Here is a 17,429-nt window from a genome sequence, read left to right as displayed (position 1 = left end):
AAAGATAAACGCACATTATGAAAAGGTGTTTTTTAATAATAATATCTATACTTAGCGTACTAGCTCTAAGTGCTCAAGAAGGTTCAGGTAAGTACAACATTAAGAATCTAGAAGTGAATACCAAAAACTCAGATTTTGGAACATCTTTTCTAGGATCCGATAAACTCGTGTTTACAGCGCCAAGAACTGGTTTTACGGTTGTAAGAGATGTCTGGGAACCTAATGGCCAACGTTTCTTAGACTTATATACCGGTGATATTGGTGAAGGAGGAGAAATATCTAATAAACGAAAGCTACAAGGAGAGGTAAATAGTAGATATCATGAAGGAGACGCTGTTTTTACAAAAGATGGTAAAACAGTGTACTTTACAAGAAACAATTACTACAGAAAACAACTAGGGGTTGATAATACTGGTTGGACCAACTTAGCATTATTTAAAGCAACAGTAAATAGTGAAGGAGAATGGATTAATATTATTCCAATGCCATTCAATAATGTGGAATATTCAGTTGGGCACCCTGCACTTAGTGATGATGAAAAAACATTATACTTTGCTTCAGATATGCCCGGATCAATGGGGGAAATGGATATTTATAAGGTAGAAGTCAATCAAAGTGGATTTGGTAATCCGGTAAATATGGGGCCAAAAGTAAATTCTACAGCTAAAGATTGGTTTCCTTTTGTAGATGGAGAAGTACTTTATTTTGCTTCAGATAGAGCTGGCGGAAAAGGAGGTTCAGATGTTTATGCTAGTAAGCTAACAGGGTTTACACCCAACCCGGTATTATTAAATGCTCCAATCAATTCGGCTAATGATGATTATGCATTCATAATAAACAAAGAAACACGTAAAGGATACTTTTCTTCTAACAGAGAAGGAGGCAAAGGAGACGATGATATCTATGCCTTAGTAGAAGAAGAACCCGTTGAGTTTAAATGTAAACAAATGATTATTGGAGAGGTGCTTGATAAAGCAACAGGAGATTTTCTACCGGGCGCTGAAGTAAGTTTAAGAGATAAAGACGAAAACATACTTCAAACAGTTACATCCGACGATAATGGTGTATTTACATTAGAGATCAGTTGCGAAACAGAATATCAATTAGAGGGTAAAAAACAAGAATATGCTCCGCAAATAAAAAGCTTTACCACTTCAAATGAAGGGGATAAAGAATTGAAATTGAGAATTCTTTTAGGTAAGGGAGATATTGATTTAATAGCCGGACAAAATAGAAACACTCAAGATGATGAAGAAGATATAAAACCTGAAGGGCTGCCTGATGTACTACCCGATGAAATTGTTCGCTTAAGAGCAAGTACATATGCCGTAAATATTGAACCTATTTATTTTGATCTTAATTCATCGTATCTAAACAAAAAAGCAAAACAAGAATTACAAAAGGTTGTAGATTTAATGAATAAATATCCAGAAATGATCATTGAATCAGCTTCACATACAGACACACGAGGGCCAGATGGCTATAACATGTGGTTGTCTGATCGTAGAGCGAAATCTACTGTTAATTACATTATCGAGCGCGGAATTGATCCACGAAGAATTACAGGTAAAGGATATGGAGAAACTCAAATAATTAATCAATGTGAGGAAGGAGTACAATGTACAGAGGCAGAGCATGAAAAGAACCGTAGAACTGAGTTTGTAATTATTAAAATGTAAAAAATAAAATACCAATAAAAAAACCTCCGTTTTGCGGAGGTTTTTTTATTGAACAATACTTATAGTGATTTTTACGTTTCTATTATGCAAATAGTGATCATTATGAGACCGTTTTTTATACTTTTTATGCTATTGAGTTCGATGCTCAATGCTCAAGAACAACTGGTAAGCTCGCATGAAGCAGAAGATCAAAAGGAACCCTGTTTACAAACAATAACAGGGCAAGTAAGAGATCAGATGACAAGTGAGCTTATTCCTAACGCCATAGTCGCTTTAACAGATAAAGAAGGAAACCCCATTCAAACATTAATGGTAAATGAAGACGCAACATTTATTTTTAAAGTTGAGTGTCAGAGTACTTATAAACTAATGGCAAGTAAAGACACATACAACCCTCAATCAAAATTATTTACTACGAACACAGATTCTGGTTTAGAATTAATGACAAAGATATTTTTGGATCAGGGTAGAATTGATTTTATCTATGACCCTGCAAAAAAGACGAAAACAACAAGTTCGAGTGAAGTAGATGCAAACACAAAGATTGAATCATCTGAACTTCAAAAACCCGTTTTACTTAGTAATAATGAAGAAAAAGCAATTGGAGATCAGCCTGAAATAAAAGAAGAGAAACAAGTTGTTGCCAAAAAAACAGCAGTTTCAAAAAAGAAGAAATTGGCTAAAGAAGATGTTATGGTATTAAAACCAGTGATTTTTGATTACGAATCATCTTATTTAAACCAACAAGCAAAAAAAGACCTAATTAAAGTTGTAGATATATTGAAGAAGAATCCTAATCTTGTGATAGAGTGTGCTTCTTATACAGATGCTAAAGGTTCAGAAAAGTACAACCTATGGATGTCGAATCGCAGAGCAAAAAGAACAGTAGATTATATTGTCAATAGAGGAATTGATCGACAAAGAATAATAGGTAAAGGTTATGGTGAAGCTAAATTGATAAATGATTGCACTGATGGAGATGATTGTACAGATGAGCAAAGAGCAGTCAATCGCCGTACAGAATTTAAAATTATTAAAGAATAATTCACTTTTAATTGTGAACAAATAAAGCCCTATTGAAAGAGGGCTTTTGTTTTTTATAAATATCTTTGGTACAAGAATTGATTTCCCTTTATAAAGAAGCTATGAAGTTTTTATTAAAGTTTACTTTATTTTTCATATTAGCTAGTGTTCAGGCTCAAATAGAAAGAGCCGATTCTATAATGGCGGCAGAGTATAGCATAAAAAGTATTGATGCAAACACTAAGTATTCTGACTTTGGGGCCACCTTTATGGGAGATAAGCTAGTATTCTCGTCAACAAGACCTAAAGCAGGTATAGTAAAAAGAGTATGGAGAGGAAATAATCAACCTTATTTAGACTTATATGTTGGTGACCTTACTTCCAATGGAGAAATAGAAGATGTAAGACCATTTTCAAAAGAAGTAAATACAAAATATCATGATGCCTTTGTAAGTTTTACGGATGATTTAAAACATGTTTATTTCACATCAAATGATAAAGTAAACAGAAAAATAAAGTCTAAAAGCGTAAAATTATTTAAAGGAACAATTGGTCCTAAAGGAGCATGGCAGAATATTGAGAATTTACCTTTTAACAGTGATGGCCATGATGCTGGACATCCTTTTATTAGCAAAGATAGTAGGCGAATATACTTTGTTTCTGATATGGAAGGTACACTAGGCGATAAAGATATTTTTTATGTAGATACAAATCGAGGGTACTACGGCGCTCCAGTTAATTTAGGAGAGACCATTAATTCGCCTTATAAAGAATATACGCCGTTCATAGACGGGGATCTTATTTATTTCTCATCTAACCGTCCGGGAGGAAAAGGAGGATTTGATATTTATGTTACGAAGTTGGATGGTTCACTTCCAGAACCAATTAATCTTGGGTCTCCAATAAATAGTAAAGGAGACGATATTTCATTTATAATAAATAGCGAAAAATTACAAGGCTATTTTTCCTCAAACCGCTCAGGGGGTCAAGGCGACGATGATATTTATACTTTCGTTCAAAAAACACCAATAATTATTTGTGATCAATCGGTTAGTGGAATAATAAAAGACAAAGTCACACAATTACCATTGCAAAATGCTTTGGTAACATTAAAAGATGACAATGGTACTAAAGTTCGCACAGTTTCCACACTGGCTGATGGTGAATTTTATTTTGGTTTAGACTGTGCCGTTAATTACACCATTGAAGTAACAAAAAATGGCTTCTTTGAAACAAGTACTAGCCTTGAAACAACCAATGCTAATGGCTTCAAACATGATTTAGAATTATTTATAGAGGAGAAGGAATTTATAGTGAAAAATGGCATTGAAATGTTAAATGTTGCCAATATAGACTTTGAATTAAACCAATCCGAAATTAAAGAAACTTCGATTAATACGTTAGGAAAAGTAGTTCGTTTATTAAAAAAATATCCTAATATGGTTGTGCATTTTGGAGCACATACAGACTCAAGAGGGCCAGATGGGTTAAACTTATCACTATCACAAAGAAGAGCCGTTGAAACGATAACCTATATTATCAATCAAGGAGTCGATCCAGCACGAATTACGGGTAAAGGATATGGCGAAACACAGTTGCTAAATAATTGCTCAAATGGCATAAAGTGTAAAGAATCTGAACATAGAATTAATAAGCGAACAGAATTTGTTATTGTAAAAAAAGAATGAGGCAACTAGAATGTTAAAATAAGACTAAAGCGCTCGAAAAGAGCGCTTTTTTGTTTTCAGATTTCTATTAATAACAAGAAAATATGTAATTTCGCGCATCAAAAGAATTTTTAATCAATAATGAGCGCTAAGTTTAGAGAATATAAGGGTTTAGACCTTCCGAATGTGGCAGAAGAAACACTTCAATTTTGGGAAAAGAATAGCATTTTCCAAAAAAGTATTTCATTGCGTGATGAAAACAAGCCGTACGTATTTTATGAAGGTCCTCCTTCGGCAAATGGCTTACCAGGAATTCACCATGTAATGTCGCGCTCTATTAAAGATATTTTTTGTCGTTATAAAACACTAAAAGGATATCAAGTAAAACGTAAAGCTGGTTGGGATACACATGGCTTACCAATAGAATTAGGAGTTGAAAAAGAATTAGGGATCACTAAAGAAGATATTGGTAAAAAGATTTCAGTAGAAGAGTATAATGCCGCATGTAGAAAAGCAGTAATGCGATATACCGATGTTTGGTTAGAGCTAACCAAAAAGATGGGGTATTGGGTAGATATGGAAGATCCATATATCACTTATAAGTCTAAATATATAGAGTCAGTTTGGTGGTTGCTAAAGCAAATCTATGATAAAGGATTATTATACAAAGGGTATACAATTCAACCATATTCACCTAAAGCAGGTACAGGCCTAAGCTCGCATGAATTAAACCAGCCCGGAACATATCAAGATGTTACAGATACAACAGTGGTTGCTCAATTTAAGGCTTTAGAAGAAACATTACCCGATTTTTTACAAGACGAAGGAGATGTTTACTTTTTGGCTTGGACAACTACACCTTGGACATTGCCTAGTAATACTGCTTTAACAGTAGGGTCTAAGATTGATTATGTTCTGGTTGAAACATATAATCAATACACATTTAAACCTATGAATGTTGTATTGGCTAAGAATCTTGTTACGAAGCAGTTTGCAGGGAAGTATTATGAAGTCGAGTCGAAAACCGATTTGTTAGCATATGCTGATGGTGATAAAAAGATACCATATTATGTAACTAAAGAGTTTAAGGGAAAAGATTTAGTGGGTATTCGTTATGAGCAATTACTACCATATGCCTTACCATACGAAGGGGCGGAAAACGCATTTAGAGTAATATCTGGTGATTTTGTAACAACCGAAGACGGTACAGGAATCGTGCATACGGCACCAACTTTTGGTGCAGATGATGCTATGGTGGCCAAACAAGCGGTGCCAGAGGTGCCACCGATGTTAGTGTTAGACGAGAATGGCAATTCAGTTCCGTTAGTTGATTTACAAGGGCGGTTTAGACCAGAAATGGGTGAGCATGCAGGTAAATACGTTAAGAATGAATACTATGTTGACGAAGAAGCTCCTGAGAAATCAGTAGATGTTGAACTAGCCATTAAACTAAAAGAAGAAAACAAAGCCTTTAAGGTTGAAAAATATAAGCATAGCTATCCAAATTGTTGGAGAACCGATAAACCTATTTTATACTATCCATTAGATTCGTGGTTTATAAAAGTTACTGATATACGCGATAGAATGTATGAACTAAACCAAACGATTAATTGGAAGCCAAAATCTACTGGTGAGGGTCGTTTTGGTAATTGGTTACAAAATGCAAACGATTGGAACCTATCACGTTCGCGTTATTGGGGTATTCCGTTGCCAATCTGGAGAACAGAAGATGGAATAGAAGAGCTAATGATCGGCTCGGTAGAAGAATTAAAGCATGAGCTAAGAAAAGCTGTTGATACCGGGGTGATGAGCAGCGATATCTTTGCCGATTTTGAAGTAGGTAATATGGATGAAGGAAATTATGATAGAGTAGACCTTCACAAAAATATTGTTGACCAAATAGTGTTGGTTTCACCGTCAGGAAAACCAATGAAACGTGAATCAGATTTGATAGATGTTTGGTTTGATTCTGGCTCCATGCCCTATGCACAATGGCATTATCCTTTTGAAAATAAGGAGCTAATCGATAATAATAAATTTTATCCTGCAGATTTTATTGCTGAAGGTGTAGATCAAACTAGAGGATGGTTTTATACATTACATGCAATTGGTTCATTAGTTTTTGATTCTGTGGCATATAAAAATGTAGTTTCAAATGGCTTAGTCCTCGATAAAGAAGGTAAAAAGATGTCTAAGCGCTTAGGTAATGCGGCAGACCCATTTAAAACAATGGAGACATATGGCCCAGATGCCACGCGTTGGTATATGATTTCGAATGCCAATCCATGGGATAACCTAAAATTTGATATAGAAGGTATTGATGAGGTACGTAGAAAGTTTTTTGGCACTTTATATAATACCTATTCGTTCTTTTCACTATATGCTAATATTGATGGTTTTACCTATCAAGAGGAGGAGATTGCAATTGAAGAACGCCCAGAAATAGATCGTTGGATTCTTTCAGAATTGAATACACTTATTGAAAAGGTAGATGCATTTTATGCTGATTATGAACCCACTAGAGCTACAAGAGCTATTCAATATTTTGTAACAGAAAACCTAAGTAATTGGTTTGTGCGTTTAAGTAGAAGACGTTTTTGGAAGGGAGATTATGGTCAAGATAAAATTTCAGCATACCAAACTTTATATACCTGTATGTTAACGGTTGCACAATTAGGGTCTCCGGTGGCGCCATTCTTTATGGATCAATTGTATCGAGATTTAAGTAGTGTATGCGTTAAGCAATCTGCAGAATCGGTACATTTATCAGAATTTCCGGTATACGAAAAAGAAAAGGTTAACGTTTCATTAGAACGTAAAATGCAAAAAGCGCAGGCAATTTCTTCAATGGTCTTGTCGTTACGTAAGAAGGAAATGATTAAGGTGCGTCAACCATTACAGCGTATAATGATACCTGTATTAGACCCTCAAGATCAAGAAGATATTGAAGCTGTAGAAGATTTGATCAAGGCTGAAGTAAATGTAAAGGAAATAGAACTGATAGATGATGCCTCTGGTATTCTAGTGAAAAATATCAAACCAAATTTTAAAGTGTTAGGCCCAAAGTTTGGTAAAGATATGCGATTTGTGACTGGAGCAATCCAGAAGCTCGATCAAGATGATATTGCAACTGTTGAAAAAGAGGGAAAAATAGCCATTGAAATTAATGGTAAAAGTACTATATTAACACTCGCTGAACTTGAAATATCTTCGCAAGATATAGAAGGTTGGTTAGTGGCCAATCAGGGTAGCTTAACCGTGGCGTTAGACGTTACTATATCTGATGAATTGAAAAAAGAAGGGATAGCGAGAGAATTGGTTAACAGAATTCAGAATTTACGTAAAGAATCTGGGTTTGAAGTAACAGATAAGATTAAATTAAGTGTTAAAAAAGATGGTGTTGTAGATGACGCCATTTTGATAAACGAAAAATATATAAAAAATGAAACACTAACCAATGAGTTGGTGTTAGAAGATGAAGTAAAAAATGGTATAGAAATTGCTTTTGACGATGTACATACCAAATTATTAATTGAAAAAAATTAAAGCCATGACAGATAACAAAGTGAAATATTCTGACGCCGAGTTGCAAGAGTTTAGAGAGATTATTGAGGCTAAGATTGCAAAGGCACAAGAAGATTTAGAATTGATTCAAAGTACCTATAAGAACGATAGTAATAATGGAACTGATGATACGTCACCAACATTCAAAGCGTTTGAAGAAGGTTCTGAAACAATGTCGAAAGAAGCGAATGTACAATTAGCTATTCGTCAAGAGAAATTTATTCGTGATCTAAAAAATGCACTATTGCGCATAGAAAACAAAACCTATGGTATTTGCCGAGTTACCGGTAAATTGATACAAAAAGAACGTTTAAAACTGGTGCCACATGCAACCTTGAGCATTGAAGCAAAGAAACGTCAATCATAAGCTAAAGCTTCCGAACAGGAAGCTTTTTTTCTGCCTAATTTTTCAATATGAAAGTTCTTTGTAGCATTCTTTTTTTTATCATACTGATACCGTTATCTGCTCAAAACAATGAAGAATTAACCATAAGATCTAGCGCTAAGGTATTAGTAGTTGATTTGGCTTCTTTAAATAAACTAGAGCTTAAAAACACCTTTGCTAAAGACAAATTTGCTCTTGAATATAATAATCACGCCAGTTATACTAAACCACGACTTTATGAGGAAAATAAAGTGGTTTATATAAAAGTTGAAGACGATAAAAGTATGTTACCAGGCTCACAAAAGAATAAATATAGAGCAGGGCAACCGCAATTTCCTAATTATATAATAACAATTCCTAAAGAAATTGAAGTAAAGATAATTTATAGAAAAGGTAATTTTATTTGCAATGATTTTTCTGGAGATCTCGAGCTTTATATTGATTATGGTAAAATAGATCTTAAAAACATGAAAGGCTCAACTTTCATAAAGTCTTATGACGGTATTATTGATTGTCAACTTCAAAATTCTCTGATAGATATTAAAACAAATAAAGGCACAATTTCTTGTGAAATGGAAGGTGAAAAGCTTTTAAAAACAGCCACATCATTAAAAGGAGTATATGGAGCGCCAATAAATAAGCTTTTTATTAAAACGATACAGGCAAAAGTGAATGTACAATCGCTTAAAAGTCAATAATATTATTATTTTTGTGAACTTTTTATACTAAATACCTTGAAAAAAGCTGTAGCGCTTATAACTATTATTTTATTAATAGACCAAATAAGTAAAATTTGGATTAAAACTCATTTTAAACTTGGTGAAGAGATCAATGTTTTAGGGCTAGATTGGTTTCGAATTCACTTTCTTGAAAATAACGGAATGGCCTGGGGTAAAGAGTTCGGAGGAAAAAATGGGAAACTATTTTTAACTCTTTTTCGTTTAGTTGCGATTACTGGTATTGGATATTGGTTGCATAGTGCAGTTAAAAGTAAATCTCCAAAAATTTTAATCACTTCAATTGCTTTAATTTTTGCTGGTGCCTTAGGTAATATTATTGATTCGGTTTTTTATGGTGTCCTTTTTGAAGAAAGTACGAGGCAAACAGTAGCAACAATGCTTCCGGAATCTGGAGGTTATAGTACCTGGTTTTATGGTAAGGTTGTAGATATGCTGTACTTTCCTATAATTGATACCCAATTGCCAAGTTGGTTGCCACCAATAAGCTTTAGTTGGCCAGAGTGGCTACCATTTATTGGAGGTGATCATTTTAATCTTTTCGTAGATAGACGTTTTTCTTTTTTTGACCCTGTTTTTAATGTGGCAGATATGGCAATTTCAACAGGAGTAGGAATCTTATTAGTATTTAATAAGAGAGCGTTTCCTAAGAAAGAAAAAGAAGAAGAAAATACGCATAAAATAGTGCCGCCGGTGGTAGTTAGGCATTATGAAAAACCAAAACCGTAAATTTCTTCAAGAAGTTAAATTGTTTAACTTCGCTTTATGTCGAATTCGAAGTTAGAATTACAACTTAAAACCCTTCCTAACTCTCCTGGAGTTTATCAATATTTTGATAAAAATGATGCTATTTTATATGTAGGCAAGGCGAAAAATCTAAAAAAAAGAGTGGCCTCCTATTTTACCAAAAATCATGAGTATGGTAAAACTAGGGTCTTGGTCAAAAAAATTGCTTCTGTAAAGCATATCGTAGTTGATACTGAATCAGATGCTCTTTTGTTAGAGAATAGTCTAATAAAGAAGTATCAACCTAGATATAATGTGATGCTCAAAGATGACAAAACTTACCCTTGGATTTGCATCAAAAAAGAGGCGTTCCCTAAAATATTCATGACACGTAATTTTATAAAAGACGGCTCAGAATATTTTGGCCCTTATACCTCGGTGAGAACTGCAAAAGCACTATTATCTCTAATAAAAGAACTATACCCACTTAGAACCTGCGCTTATGATCTTTCTAAAAAGAACATAGAAAGTGGTAAATACAAAGTATGTTTAGAATATCATATTAAAAATTGTGCCGGGCCCTGCGAAGGATTACAAGAAGAGTCAGATTATCTTGAAGACGTAAAAGCTATTAGAAATATTATTAAAGGAAACTTTAAAGAATCACTACAGCGTTTCAATGATCTAATGCATAAGTTTGCTGCTAGTCTTGAGTTTGAAGAAGCTCAAAAGATCAAAGAAAAAATAGACTTACTTGCAAATTATCAAGCAAAATCTACAGTTGTAAATCCTACAATAAATAATGTAGATGTATTTTCGGTTATTTCAGACGAAAGCTATGCCTATATTAATTTTTTTAAGATAGCAAATGGAGCTATTATACAATCTCATACTACTGAAATTAAAAAGAAACTGGATGAATCCGATAAAGACCTATTAGAATTAGCTATCGTAGAAATTCGTCAACGATTTAATTCGCAATCAAAAGAAATTTATGTCCCTTTTGAAGTTGAAGTAGGAGATGAGATAAAAGTTACAATTCCGAAGTTGGGAGATAAGAAGCGCATCGTTGAGCTTTCCACTCGAAATGCGAAATATTATAGGCAAGAGCGTTTTAAGCAGATAAAAATTGTAGATCCAGATAGGCATGTAAAACGCATTATGGCACAGATGCAAAAAGATTTGCGACTTAAAGAAGAACCACGCCATATTGAATGTTTTGATAATTCAAATATTCAAGGAACCAACCCTGTTGCTTCTTGCGTAGTCTTTAAAAATGGGAAACCTAGTAAGAAAGAATATCGCCATTTTAATATAAAAACAGTTGAAGGTCCAGATGATTTTGGCTCCATGGAAGAAGTTGTACATAGACGTTATAAAAGACTGCTTGAAGAAGGACAAGATTTGCCACAATTAATTGTAATTGATGGAGGAAAGGGTCAATTGTCATCTGCTTTGAAAAGCTTAGATGTATTAGGGCTGAGAGGCAAAATTGCAATTATTGGAATTGCTAAACGTTTAGAAGAAATTTTTTATCCAGATGACCCAATTCCTTTGTACCTAGATAAGAAATCAGAATCATTGAAAATTATACAGCAATTGCGAAATGAGGCTCACCGATTTGCTATTACCTTTCATAGAAATAAGCGAAGTAAAAGTGCTATTCAGACAGAACTTGAGCTAATTCCAGGTATAGGTAAGCAAACGATTCTGGCTGTCTTGAAACATTTTAAATCTGCTAAACGTGTAAAAAGTGCCTCTTTAGAAGATTTGATTAAGGTAGTTGGTAATGATAGAGCTCAGAAAATATTTAACTTTTACAATACTAAATAATACTCTACTTTTATAGCAAAATTAGTTGATGAAAAACGCACTATTTTTCTTATTTCTGTGCTCTTTTTTAATAGCATTTTCGCAAGATGTCTCTTCTGAAAAGGAAGATCTAAAAGTGGGATTGGTATTAAGTGGAGGGGGTGCAAAAGGCTTTGCCCATGTTGGTGTGTTAAAAGTGCTTGAAGAAGCAGGTGTTCGCATTGATTATATTGGAGGAACTAGCATGGGAGCGATAATTGCAGCGCTGTATTCATCGGGTTATCGAGCAAGCGAATTAGATTCAATTTTACATTCTTACGATTTCACCGAATTAATGCAGGACAACCTTCCCAGAAGAGCCAAGTCTATTTATCAAAAAGAAAATACAGAAAAGTATGCCGTTACATTACCGATTAAAGAGGGTAGCATTGGCTTACCAAGAGCCCTGTCAAAAGGGCAAAACGTGTTTAATGAACTCTCAAAACTTACAGAACACATACACAGCATTGATGACTTCTCTAAATTACCAATCCCATTTTTTTGTGTTGCAACTAATTTAGAAACTGGTGATGAAGTAGTTTTAGAAACAGGTTTTTTACCAGAAGCGGTGAAAGCGAGTGGCGCTTTTCCTACCTTATTAGATCCGGTTGAAATAGACAATAAACTATTAGTTGATGGAGGTATAGTTAATAACTTCCCCTCAGATATTATGCGTCAAAAGGGAGTTGATATTGTTATTGGAGTTGATGTGCAAGATAAATTAAAAGTAAAAGGAAGCTTAGATTCGGCGCCAACTATAGTTATGCAGATTGTAAACTTTCAGATGTATGGTGATGATGATAAAAAGAAAGATTTAGTTGATTACTATATGCATCCTGATATTAGTGGATTTACTGTGGTTTCTTTTGATGATAAAGAAGCAATTATAAAATCTGGAGAAGATGAAGCTAACAAGCAGCTTGAAAAATTCAAAGAGATTGCCTCAAAACAAAAAAAAGCAGAAAAAATAGTTGAAGAAGAAGTTATCAGATTTAAGCGAAGTAATCTTAGAATTGATAATGTTATTATAAAAGGAACAAAGAATTATACTGATGAATATGTATTAGGGAAACTAGGAATTAAAGAGGGAGAGGTGCTTACATATGAGCAGTTTGCTAAAGGTATTGATCAATTGGCTAGTACAGAAGATTTTAAAAGTATACAGTATAAGTTTATTGATTCTAGAACGGTAGAATTTAAGCTTAAAGAAAATGACGTTTATTCATTCTTAAAAATAGGAGCACATTTTGACGATCTTTATAAAACAGCTGCTTTGGCAAATGTCACATCTAAGCACTTACTTTTTAAGAACGATGTTATTTCGGCTGACCTTATTTTAGGTGATAACATTCGTTATAATTTAGATTACTTCATAGATAATGGCTTTCACTGGAGTTATGGTATTAGATCTCGATTTAATCATTTTGATAAAGGAGTTTTTAAGAGCACATTTCAATCTTTAGCAGCTACGGAAGCCGATACTAAGATTAACACCAAATACAACGATTTTACCAATCAAATTTTCGTGCAATCAGCGATTTCAAATGCAGTAGCTATTCGTCTGGGAGCTGAAACTAAATATCTGCGTATATTCACGGAAAGCGTAACCAATAATCAAGAAATTAAGAATTTTTATGATAATAGTACGTATGGTAATGCTTTTGCAGAAATTAAAGTTGATACATATGATAAGCAATTATTTCCTAAAAAAGGGTTTTATCTTGATGTGAATTACAAGGGATATCTTGTTTTAATTAGCGATAATGGAATTCAGAATGATTTTACTCCGTTCACACAATTAAAAGGTAAATTAGGATTTGCTTATACTTTAAAAGACAAACTTACGGCTCATTTAATTTCTGAAGCAGGTGTTACCATTGGGGAAAATGAGAATAGAGTTCATAACTTCCATTTGGGTGGATATAATGAAAATTTTGTTAATAATTTCACTAGCTTTTATGGCTATGACGTTGGAGATCTCAGTGGGCAAGGTTTTTTAAAAACAGCACTTACTTTAAGATATGAATTGTTTAAGAAAAATCATCTTTCTTTTGCTGCCAATGCCGCTAGAGCGGAAGAAGATATTTTTAATCAAGGACGAATTTTTGAAAATACAAGACTCGGCTATGCCATTGGTTATAGTATAGAATCTTTCCTAGGCCCTATAGAAATAAAGTATACGTGGTCACCTGACACTTCTAATAACATCTGGTTTTTCAATGTAGGATTTTGGTTTTAACCAAAACCCTACATCTACTGTTGTTAACCAAACAAAAAGTTTTTATTTATTTAATACCAATTCTGGATTTGTAGTTTGAGCTTCTTCTTTAGAACTTTTACTACGAATCCACATCTTAAATTTAGTGGCCAAAAAGAATAAAATAGGCACCACTATTAAAGTTAAGAATGTAGCAATTATTAATCCATAGATTACGGTTTTTGCTAAAGGCCCCCAGAAAATTACATTATCACCACCAAAATAGATATTAGGATTAAACTCACTAAATAGGGTAAAGAAGTTAATATTAAAACCGGTGGCCAACGGAATTAATCCTAAGATAGTAGTAATTGCCGTTAATAGTACTGGTCTTAAACGCGCCTTACCACCTCTAATAATTGCCTCACCTAAAGTATCTGTATCTAAATAATCATTCTCATCTACGTTTTGCTCTACTTTTTTGCGATCTATTAATAGTTGCGTATAATCTAATAATACCACTCCGTTATTAACCACAATTCCTGCTAAAGAAATAATACCCATCATTGTCATCATAATTACAAATGGGGCTCCAGAGATAATCAATCCACCAAATACACCAATTAAACTTAAAAAGATCGCAAGCATAATAATAGCTGGTCTAGACACAGAGTTGAATTGGAATATTAGAATAAAAAAGATTAAACCTAAACCCGTAAAGAAAGCACCCATTAAAAAGGCCATTTGCTTATTCTGTTCTTCGATTTGCCCGGTATAATCAATTTTCACGGAAGATGGGAGCTTAGTATAATTCTTCATTTCATTCTGAATTTGAGCTACAATGGCGCCAGCATCTGTAAAACCAGGAGCTAATGCAGAATATACAGTAACAACACGCTTCACATCTCGATGTTTAATAGCGCTAAATCCAGAATTATTTTTTTGTTTGGCAATAGCCGATACAGGCACTTCTTTGGTTTGACCTGAGTTTTGATCTTTAAAAGTGATCTTTTGATTAAAAATAGCGCTGGTATTGTACTTATCTTTTTCATTGAAACGAACATAGATATCATAATCTTCGCCTCCTTCTTTATATACTCCTGCTTTGGCGCCAAAAATAGAATTACGTAATTGTTGTCCAACTTGCCCGGCACTAACACCCAATTCACCTGCTTTTTTACGATCTACCTGAACCAGCATAGCGGGCTTCGATTTGTTTACATCTATTTTAATTTCATCTACACCTGGAATGTTTTTAGCATTCAAGAAATTTCGCATTTCTTCGGCGGTTGCAATAAGTTCGTCATAGTCATTGCCCTCCAATTCAATATTGATTGGGTATCCAGCTGGCGGACCTACAGCTTCCTTCTCAACGGAAATTGTAACTCCAGGATATACATCCTTTAAGGCTTCCTGAACCTTCTTTTGAAGTTCTTTACTATCGGCACCTTTTCTATATTTGTATTCTCGCATTGAAGCGGTAATTTTACCTCTATGAGGCATTTCAGCAGCAGAACCTCCATCGGTTTGAGGATTTCCCGCACCTTCACCAACTTGAGAAACAGCACTTTCTACTAAGAAATTGTAGTCGTCATCCATGTAGGTGCCATCATTAAGGATGCCATAAACCTGCTCTTCAATTTCTTTAGTAATTGCATTGGTCTTTTCTATATCTGTACCTTGAGGATATTCTATATAAACAATAATCTGATTAGGAGTATTATCTGGGAAAAATTCAACTTTTGTACGTTGACTAGCGACTGAAGCTCCGAATCCTCCAAAAGCAATGAAGAGTAATAGAACCGTGCCTAATGAAACGGCATAAGGTTTCCATCCTGTTAAAGTTGCTCTTAAAATACGCTCGTAAAAGCGTTCCCAACGAGGTAGAATTTTATTTTGAAAAATAAGTGCCCAACGTCTTAAAAATAGACGGTACGCCCATAATAATACAGCAGTGGTTACCATTAATGATCCTAATGCTCGGTAGGCACCACCAAAGATCATTATAAGGGCTCCAATTCCAACTAAAATAATTGTAGTTCGTATCATTCTATTCATAGGCATTTCTTTATCCTCGGTTTTCATAAATTGTGAAACCATTACTGAGTTAAAGAAAATAGCAACAAATAATGAGGAGCCTAATACTACCGATAAGGTTACCGGGAAATAGATCATAAACTGCCCCATAACACCCGGCCATAATCCTAGCGGCACAAATGCAGCAACAGTGGTTAGCGTGGAAATAATAATAGGGAAAGCGATCTCGCCAATACCTTTTTTAGCAGCTTCAATACGAGGCATACCTTCATCCATTAGTCGATATACGTTTTCTACTACCACGATACCATTATCAACCAACATACCTAAGCCCATAATTAATCCGAACAAGATCATTGTGTTCATGGTATAGCCTAAGGTGCTGAGGATCATTAATGACATAAACATTGACATTGGTATCGCGAAACCAACAAATAAGGCGTTTCTAAATCCTAAAAAGAACATTAAAACTGTAACAACCAAGATAACTCCAAAAATGATGTTATTTACTAGGTCGTCTACTTGACCAATAGTCTTTGAAGATTGATCATTGGAAATAGTAATATTTAAATCTTGAGGAAAAACATTCTCTTCGGCATCTTTAACAATTTCTTGAATCTGCTCAGCGGCCTCTACCATATTTTTCCCTGCACGCTTTTTAACATCAAGCATTACTACCGGATGTCCGAATTCTCTCGCGTAGGTTGTTTTTTCTTTATCTTGAAAACTAACTTCGGCAACATCCTTTAAATAGATTGAATTGTTATCCTCGGTCTTTACAACAAAATTTTCTAATTGTGAAGGTGCATCGACTTCACCAACAATACGAATGGTACGACGTTGACCACTAGTAACTAAGTTACCGGCAGACATGGTCATATTTCCATTGCTTATAGCGCTGGTAATATCATTAAAGTTGACCTTTGCGGCCATCATTTTGTAAATGTCTACTGCAACTTGTACTTCTTTTTCTTGAGCCCCCCGAATATCTACTTGTTTTATTTCTTGAAGACTCTCAATTTCATCTTCTAAATATTCGCCAAATTCTTTTAATTTTTGAACAGTATAATCACCAGAAATATTAATGTTAAGAATTGGCATTTCTTCAGACATACTTAGATCAAATATGTTTGGTTCTACTTTTGCACCATTAAATGTGGGCCAATCTTCACTAGAAGTTTCTGTATCTACTTGATCTTTTACTTTTTGTTTTGCTGCGTCTACCGAAATACTTTCATCAAACTCAACAATTATCATTGAGTAATCTTCCTGAGAAGTTGAGGTAATTTCAACAACATTACTTACCGTCTTCAATTTATCTTCTAAAGGATCGGTTATTAACTTCTCAATGTCTTCGGCTGTATTTCCTGGGAATAATGAACTAATGTAAATTTTAGTCTCCTTAATCTCTGGAAAATTTTCCCGAGGCATACTAAAGAATGCTGAGATACCTAAATATAAAATGACAGCTATCAACACATACATTGTGGTTTTATTGTTGATAGCCCAAGATGATAATCCGAACTCTTTATCTACTTTCTTTTTTTGTTTGTTAGCCATAAT

The 17,429-nt window shown here is 34.2% G+C and carries 10 protein-coding genes; 9 read left to right on the top strand and 1 reads right to left on the bottom strand.

The window, feature by feature from the left end:
- The first annotated feature begins 17 nt into the window (after window positions 1-17).
- The 9 genes from AC1EUU_RS15370 (at window position 18) to AC1EUU_RS15330 (ending at window position 13,871) form a co-directional block, all read left to right on the top strand.
- Window positions 18-1,679: an OmpA family protein gene (locus AC1EUU_RS15370; protein WP_480202330.1), complete on the top strand. Its 1,662-nt coding sequence runs from the start codon at window positions 18-20 to the stop codon at window positions 1,677-1,679.
- A gap of 102 nt (window positions 1,680-1,781) precedes the next feature.
- Window positions 1,782-2,723, top strand: coding sequence for an OmpA family protein (locus AC1EUU_RS15365; protein WP_480202329.1), 942 nt, complete (start codon window positions 1,782-1,784; stop codon window positions 2,721-2,723).
- 101 nt (window positions 2,724-2,824) lie between these two features.
- Window positions 2,825-4,390: an OmpA family protein gene (locus AC1EUU_RS15360; RefSeq protein WP_480202328.1), complete on the top strand. Its 1,566-nt coding sequence runs from the start codon at window positions 2,825-2,827 to the stop codon at window positions 4,388-4,390.
- A 120-nt stretch (window positions 4,391-4,510) separates the two neighbouring features.
- Window positions 4,511-7,915 carry an isoleucine--tRNA ligase gene (ileS, locus tag AC1EUU_RS15355; RefSeq protein WP_480202327.1) on the top strand — a complete coding sequence of 1,135 codons (3,405 nt, stop codon included), beginning with the start codon at window positions 4,511-4,513 and terminating at the stop codon, window positions 7,913-7,915.
- Between the two features lie 4 nt (window positions 7,916-7,919).
- Window positions 7,920-8,300 carry a TraR/DksA family transcriptional regulator gene (locus AC1EUU_RS15350; RefSeq protein WP_480202326.1) on the top strand — a complete coding sequence of 127 codons (381 nt, stop codon included), beginning with the start codon at window positions 7,920-7,922 and terminating at the stop codon, window positions 8,298-8,300.
- Between the two features lie 47 nt (window positions 8,301-8,347).
- Window positions 8,348-9,016 carry a hypothetical protein gene (locus AC1EUU_RS15345; protein ID WP_480202325.1) on the top strand — a complete coding sequence of 223 codons (669 nt, stop codon included), beginning with the start codon at window positions 8,348-8,350 and terminating at the stop codon, window positions 9,014-9,016.
- Between the two features lie 36 nt (window positions 9,017-9,052).
- Window positions 9,053-9,784 (top strand): lipoprotein signal peptidase, encoded by a 732-nt coding sequence (locus tag AC1EUU_RS15340; protein ID WP_480202324.1) that lies wholly within the window; start codon window positions 9,053-9,055, stop codon window positions 9,782-9,784.
- Between the two features lie 36 nt (window positions 9,785-9,820).
- On the top strand, window positions 9,821-11,614 hold the full coding sequence (uvrC, locus tag AC1EUU_RS15335) for an excinuclease ABC subunit UvrC (RefSeq protein ID WP_480202323.1): 1,794 nt from the start codon (window positions 9,821-9,823) through the stop codon (window positions 11,612-11,614).
- A gap of 28 nt (window positions 11,615-11,642) precedes the next feature.
- Window positions 11,643-13,871 (top strand): patatin-like phospholipase family protein, encoded by a 2,229-nt coding sequence (locus AC1EUU_RS15330; protein WP_480202322.1) that lies wholly within the window; start codon window positions 11,643-11,645, stop codon window positions 13,869-13,871.
- A gap of 42 nt (window positions 13,872-13,913) precedes the next feature.
- On the opposite strand, the gene AC1EUU_RS15325 is transcribed toward AC1EUU_RS15330, so the two are convergent.
- A complete protein-coding gene (locus tag AC1EUU_RS15325) occupies window positions 13,914-17,426 on the bottom strand; it encodes an efflux RND transporter permease subunit (RefSeq protein ID WP_480202321.1) in 3,513 nt (1,170 codons plus the stop codon).
- Between the last annotated feature and the right edge of the window lie 3 nt (window positions 17,427-17,429).

The organism is Maritimimonas sp. 2205BS37-2 (genome assembly GCF_056591755.1).
This window is presented reverse-complemented; position numbering and strand designations above follow the sequence as displayed.

What these genes read in the sequence shown, in the direction of transcription:
- AC1EUU_RS15370 (WP_480202330.1), top strand. Translation starts at nt 18, where the DNA reads ATGAAAAGGTGTTTTTTAATAATAATATCTATACTTAGCGTACTAGCT.
- AC1EUU_RS15365 (WP_480202329.1), top strand. Translation starts at nt 1,782, where the DNA reads ATGAGACCGTTTTTTATACTTTTTATGCTATTGAGTTCGATGCTCAAT.
- AC1EUU_RS15360 (WP_480202328.1), top strand. Translation starts at nt 2,825, where the DNA reads ATGAAGTTTTTATTAAAGTTTACTTTATTTTTCATATTAGCTAGTGTT.
- ileS (WP_480202327.1), top strand. Translation starts at nt 4,511, where the DNA reads ATGAGCGCTAAGTTTAGAGAATATAAGGGTTTAGACCTTCCGAATGTG.
- AC1EUU_RS15350 (WP_480202326.1), top strand. Translation starts at nt 7,920, where the DNA reads ATGACAGATAACAAAGTGAAATATTCTGACGCCGAGTTGCAAGAGTTT.
- AC1EUU_RS15345 (WP_480202325.1), top strand. Translation starts at nt 8,348, where the DNA reads ATGAAAGTTCTTTGTAGCATTCTTTTTTTTATCATACTGATACCGTTA.
- uvrC (WP_480202323.1), top strand. Translation starts at nt 9,821, where the DNA reads ATGTCGAATTCGAAGTTAGAATTACAACTTAAAACCCTTCCTAACTCT.
- AC1EUU_RS15330 (WP_480202322.1), top strand. Translation starts at nt 11,643, where the DNA reads ATGAAAAACGCACTATTTTTCTTATTTCTGTGCTCTTTTTTAATAGCA.
- AC1EUU_RS15325 (WP_480202321.1), bottom strand. Translation starts at nt 17,426, where the DNA reads ATGGCTAACAAACAAAAAAAGAAAGTAGATAAAGAGTTCGGATTATCA.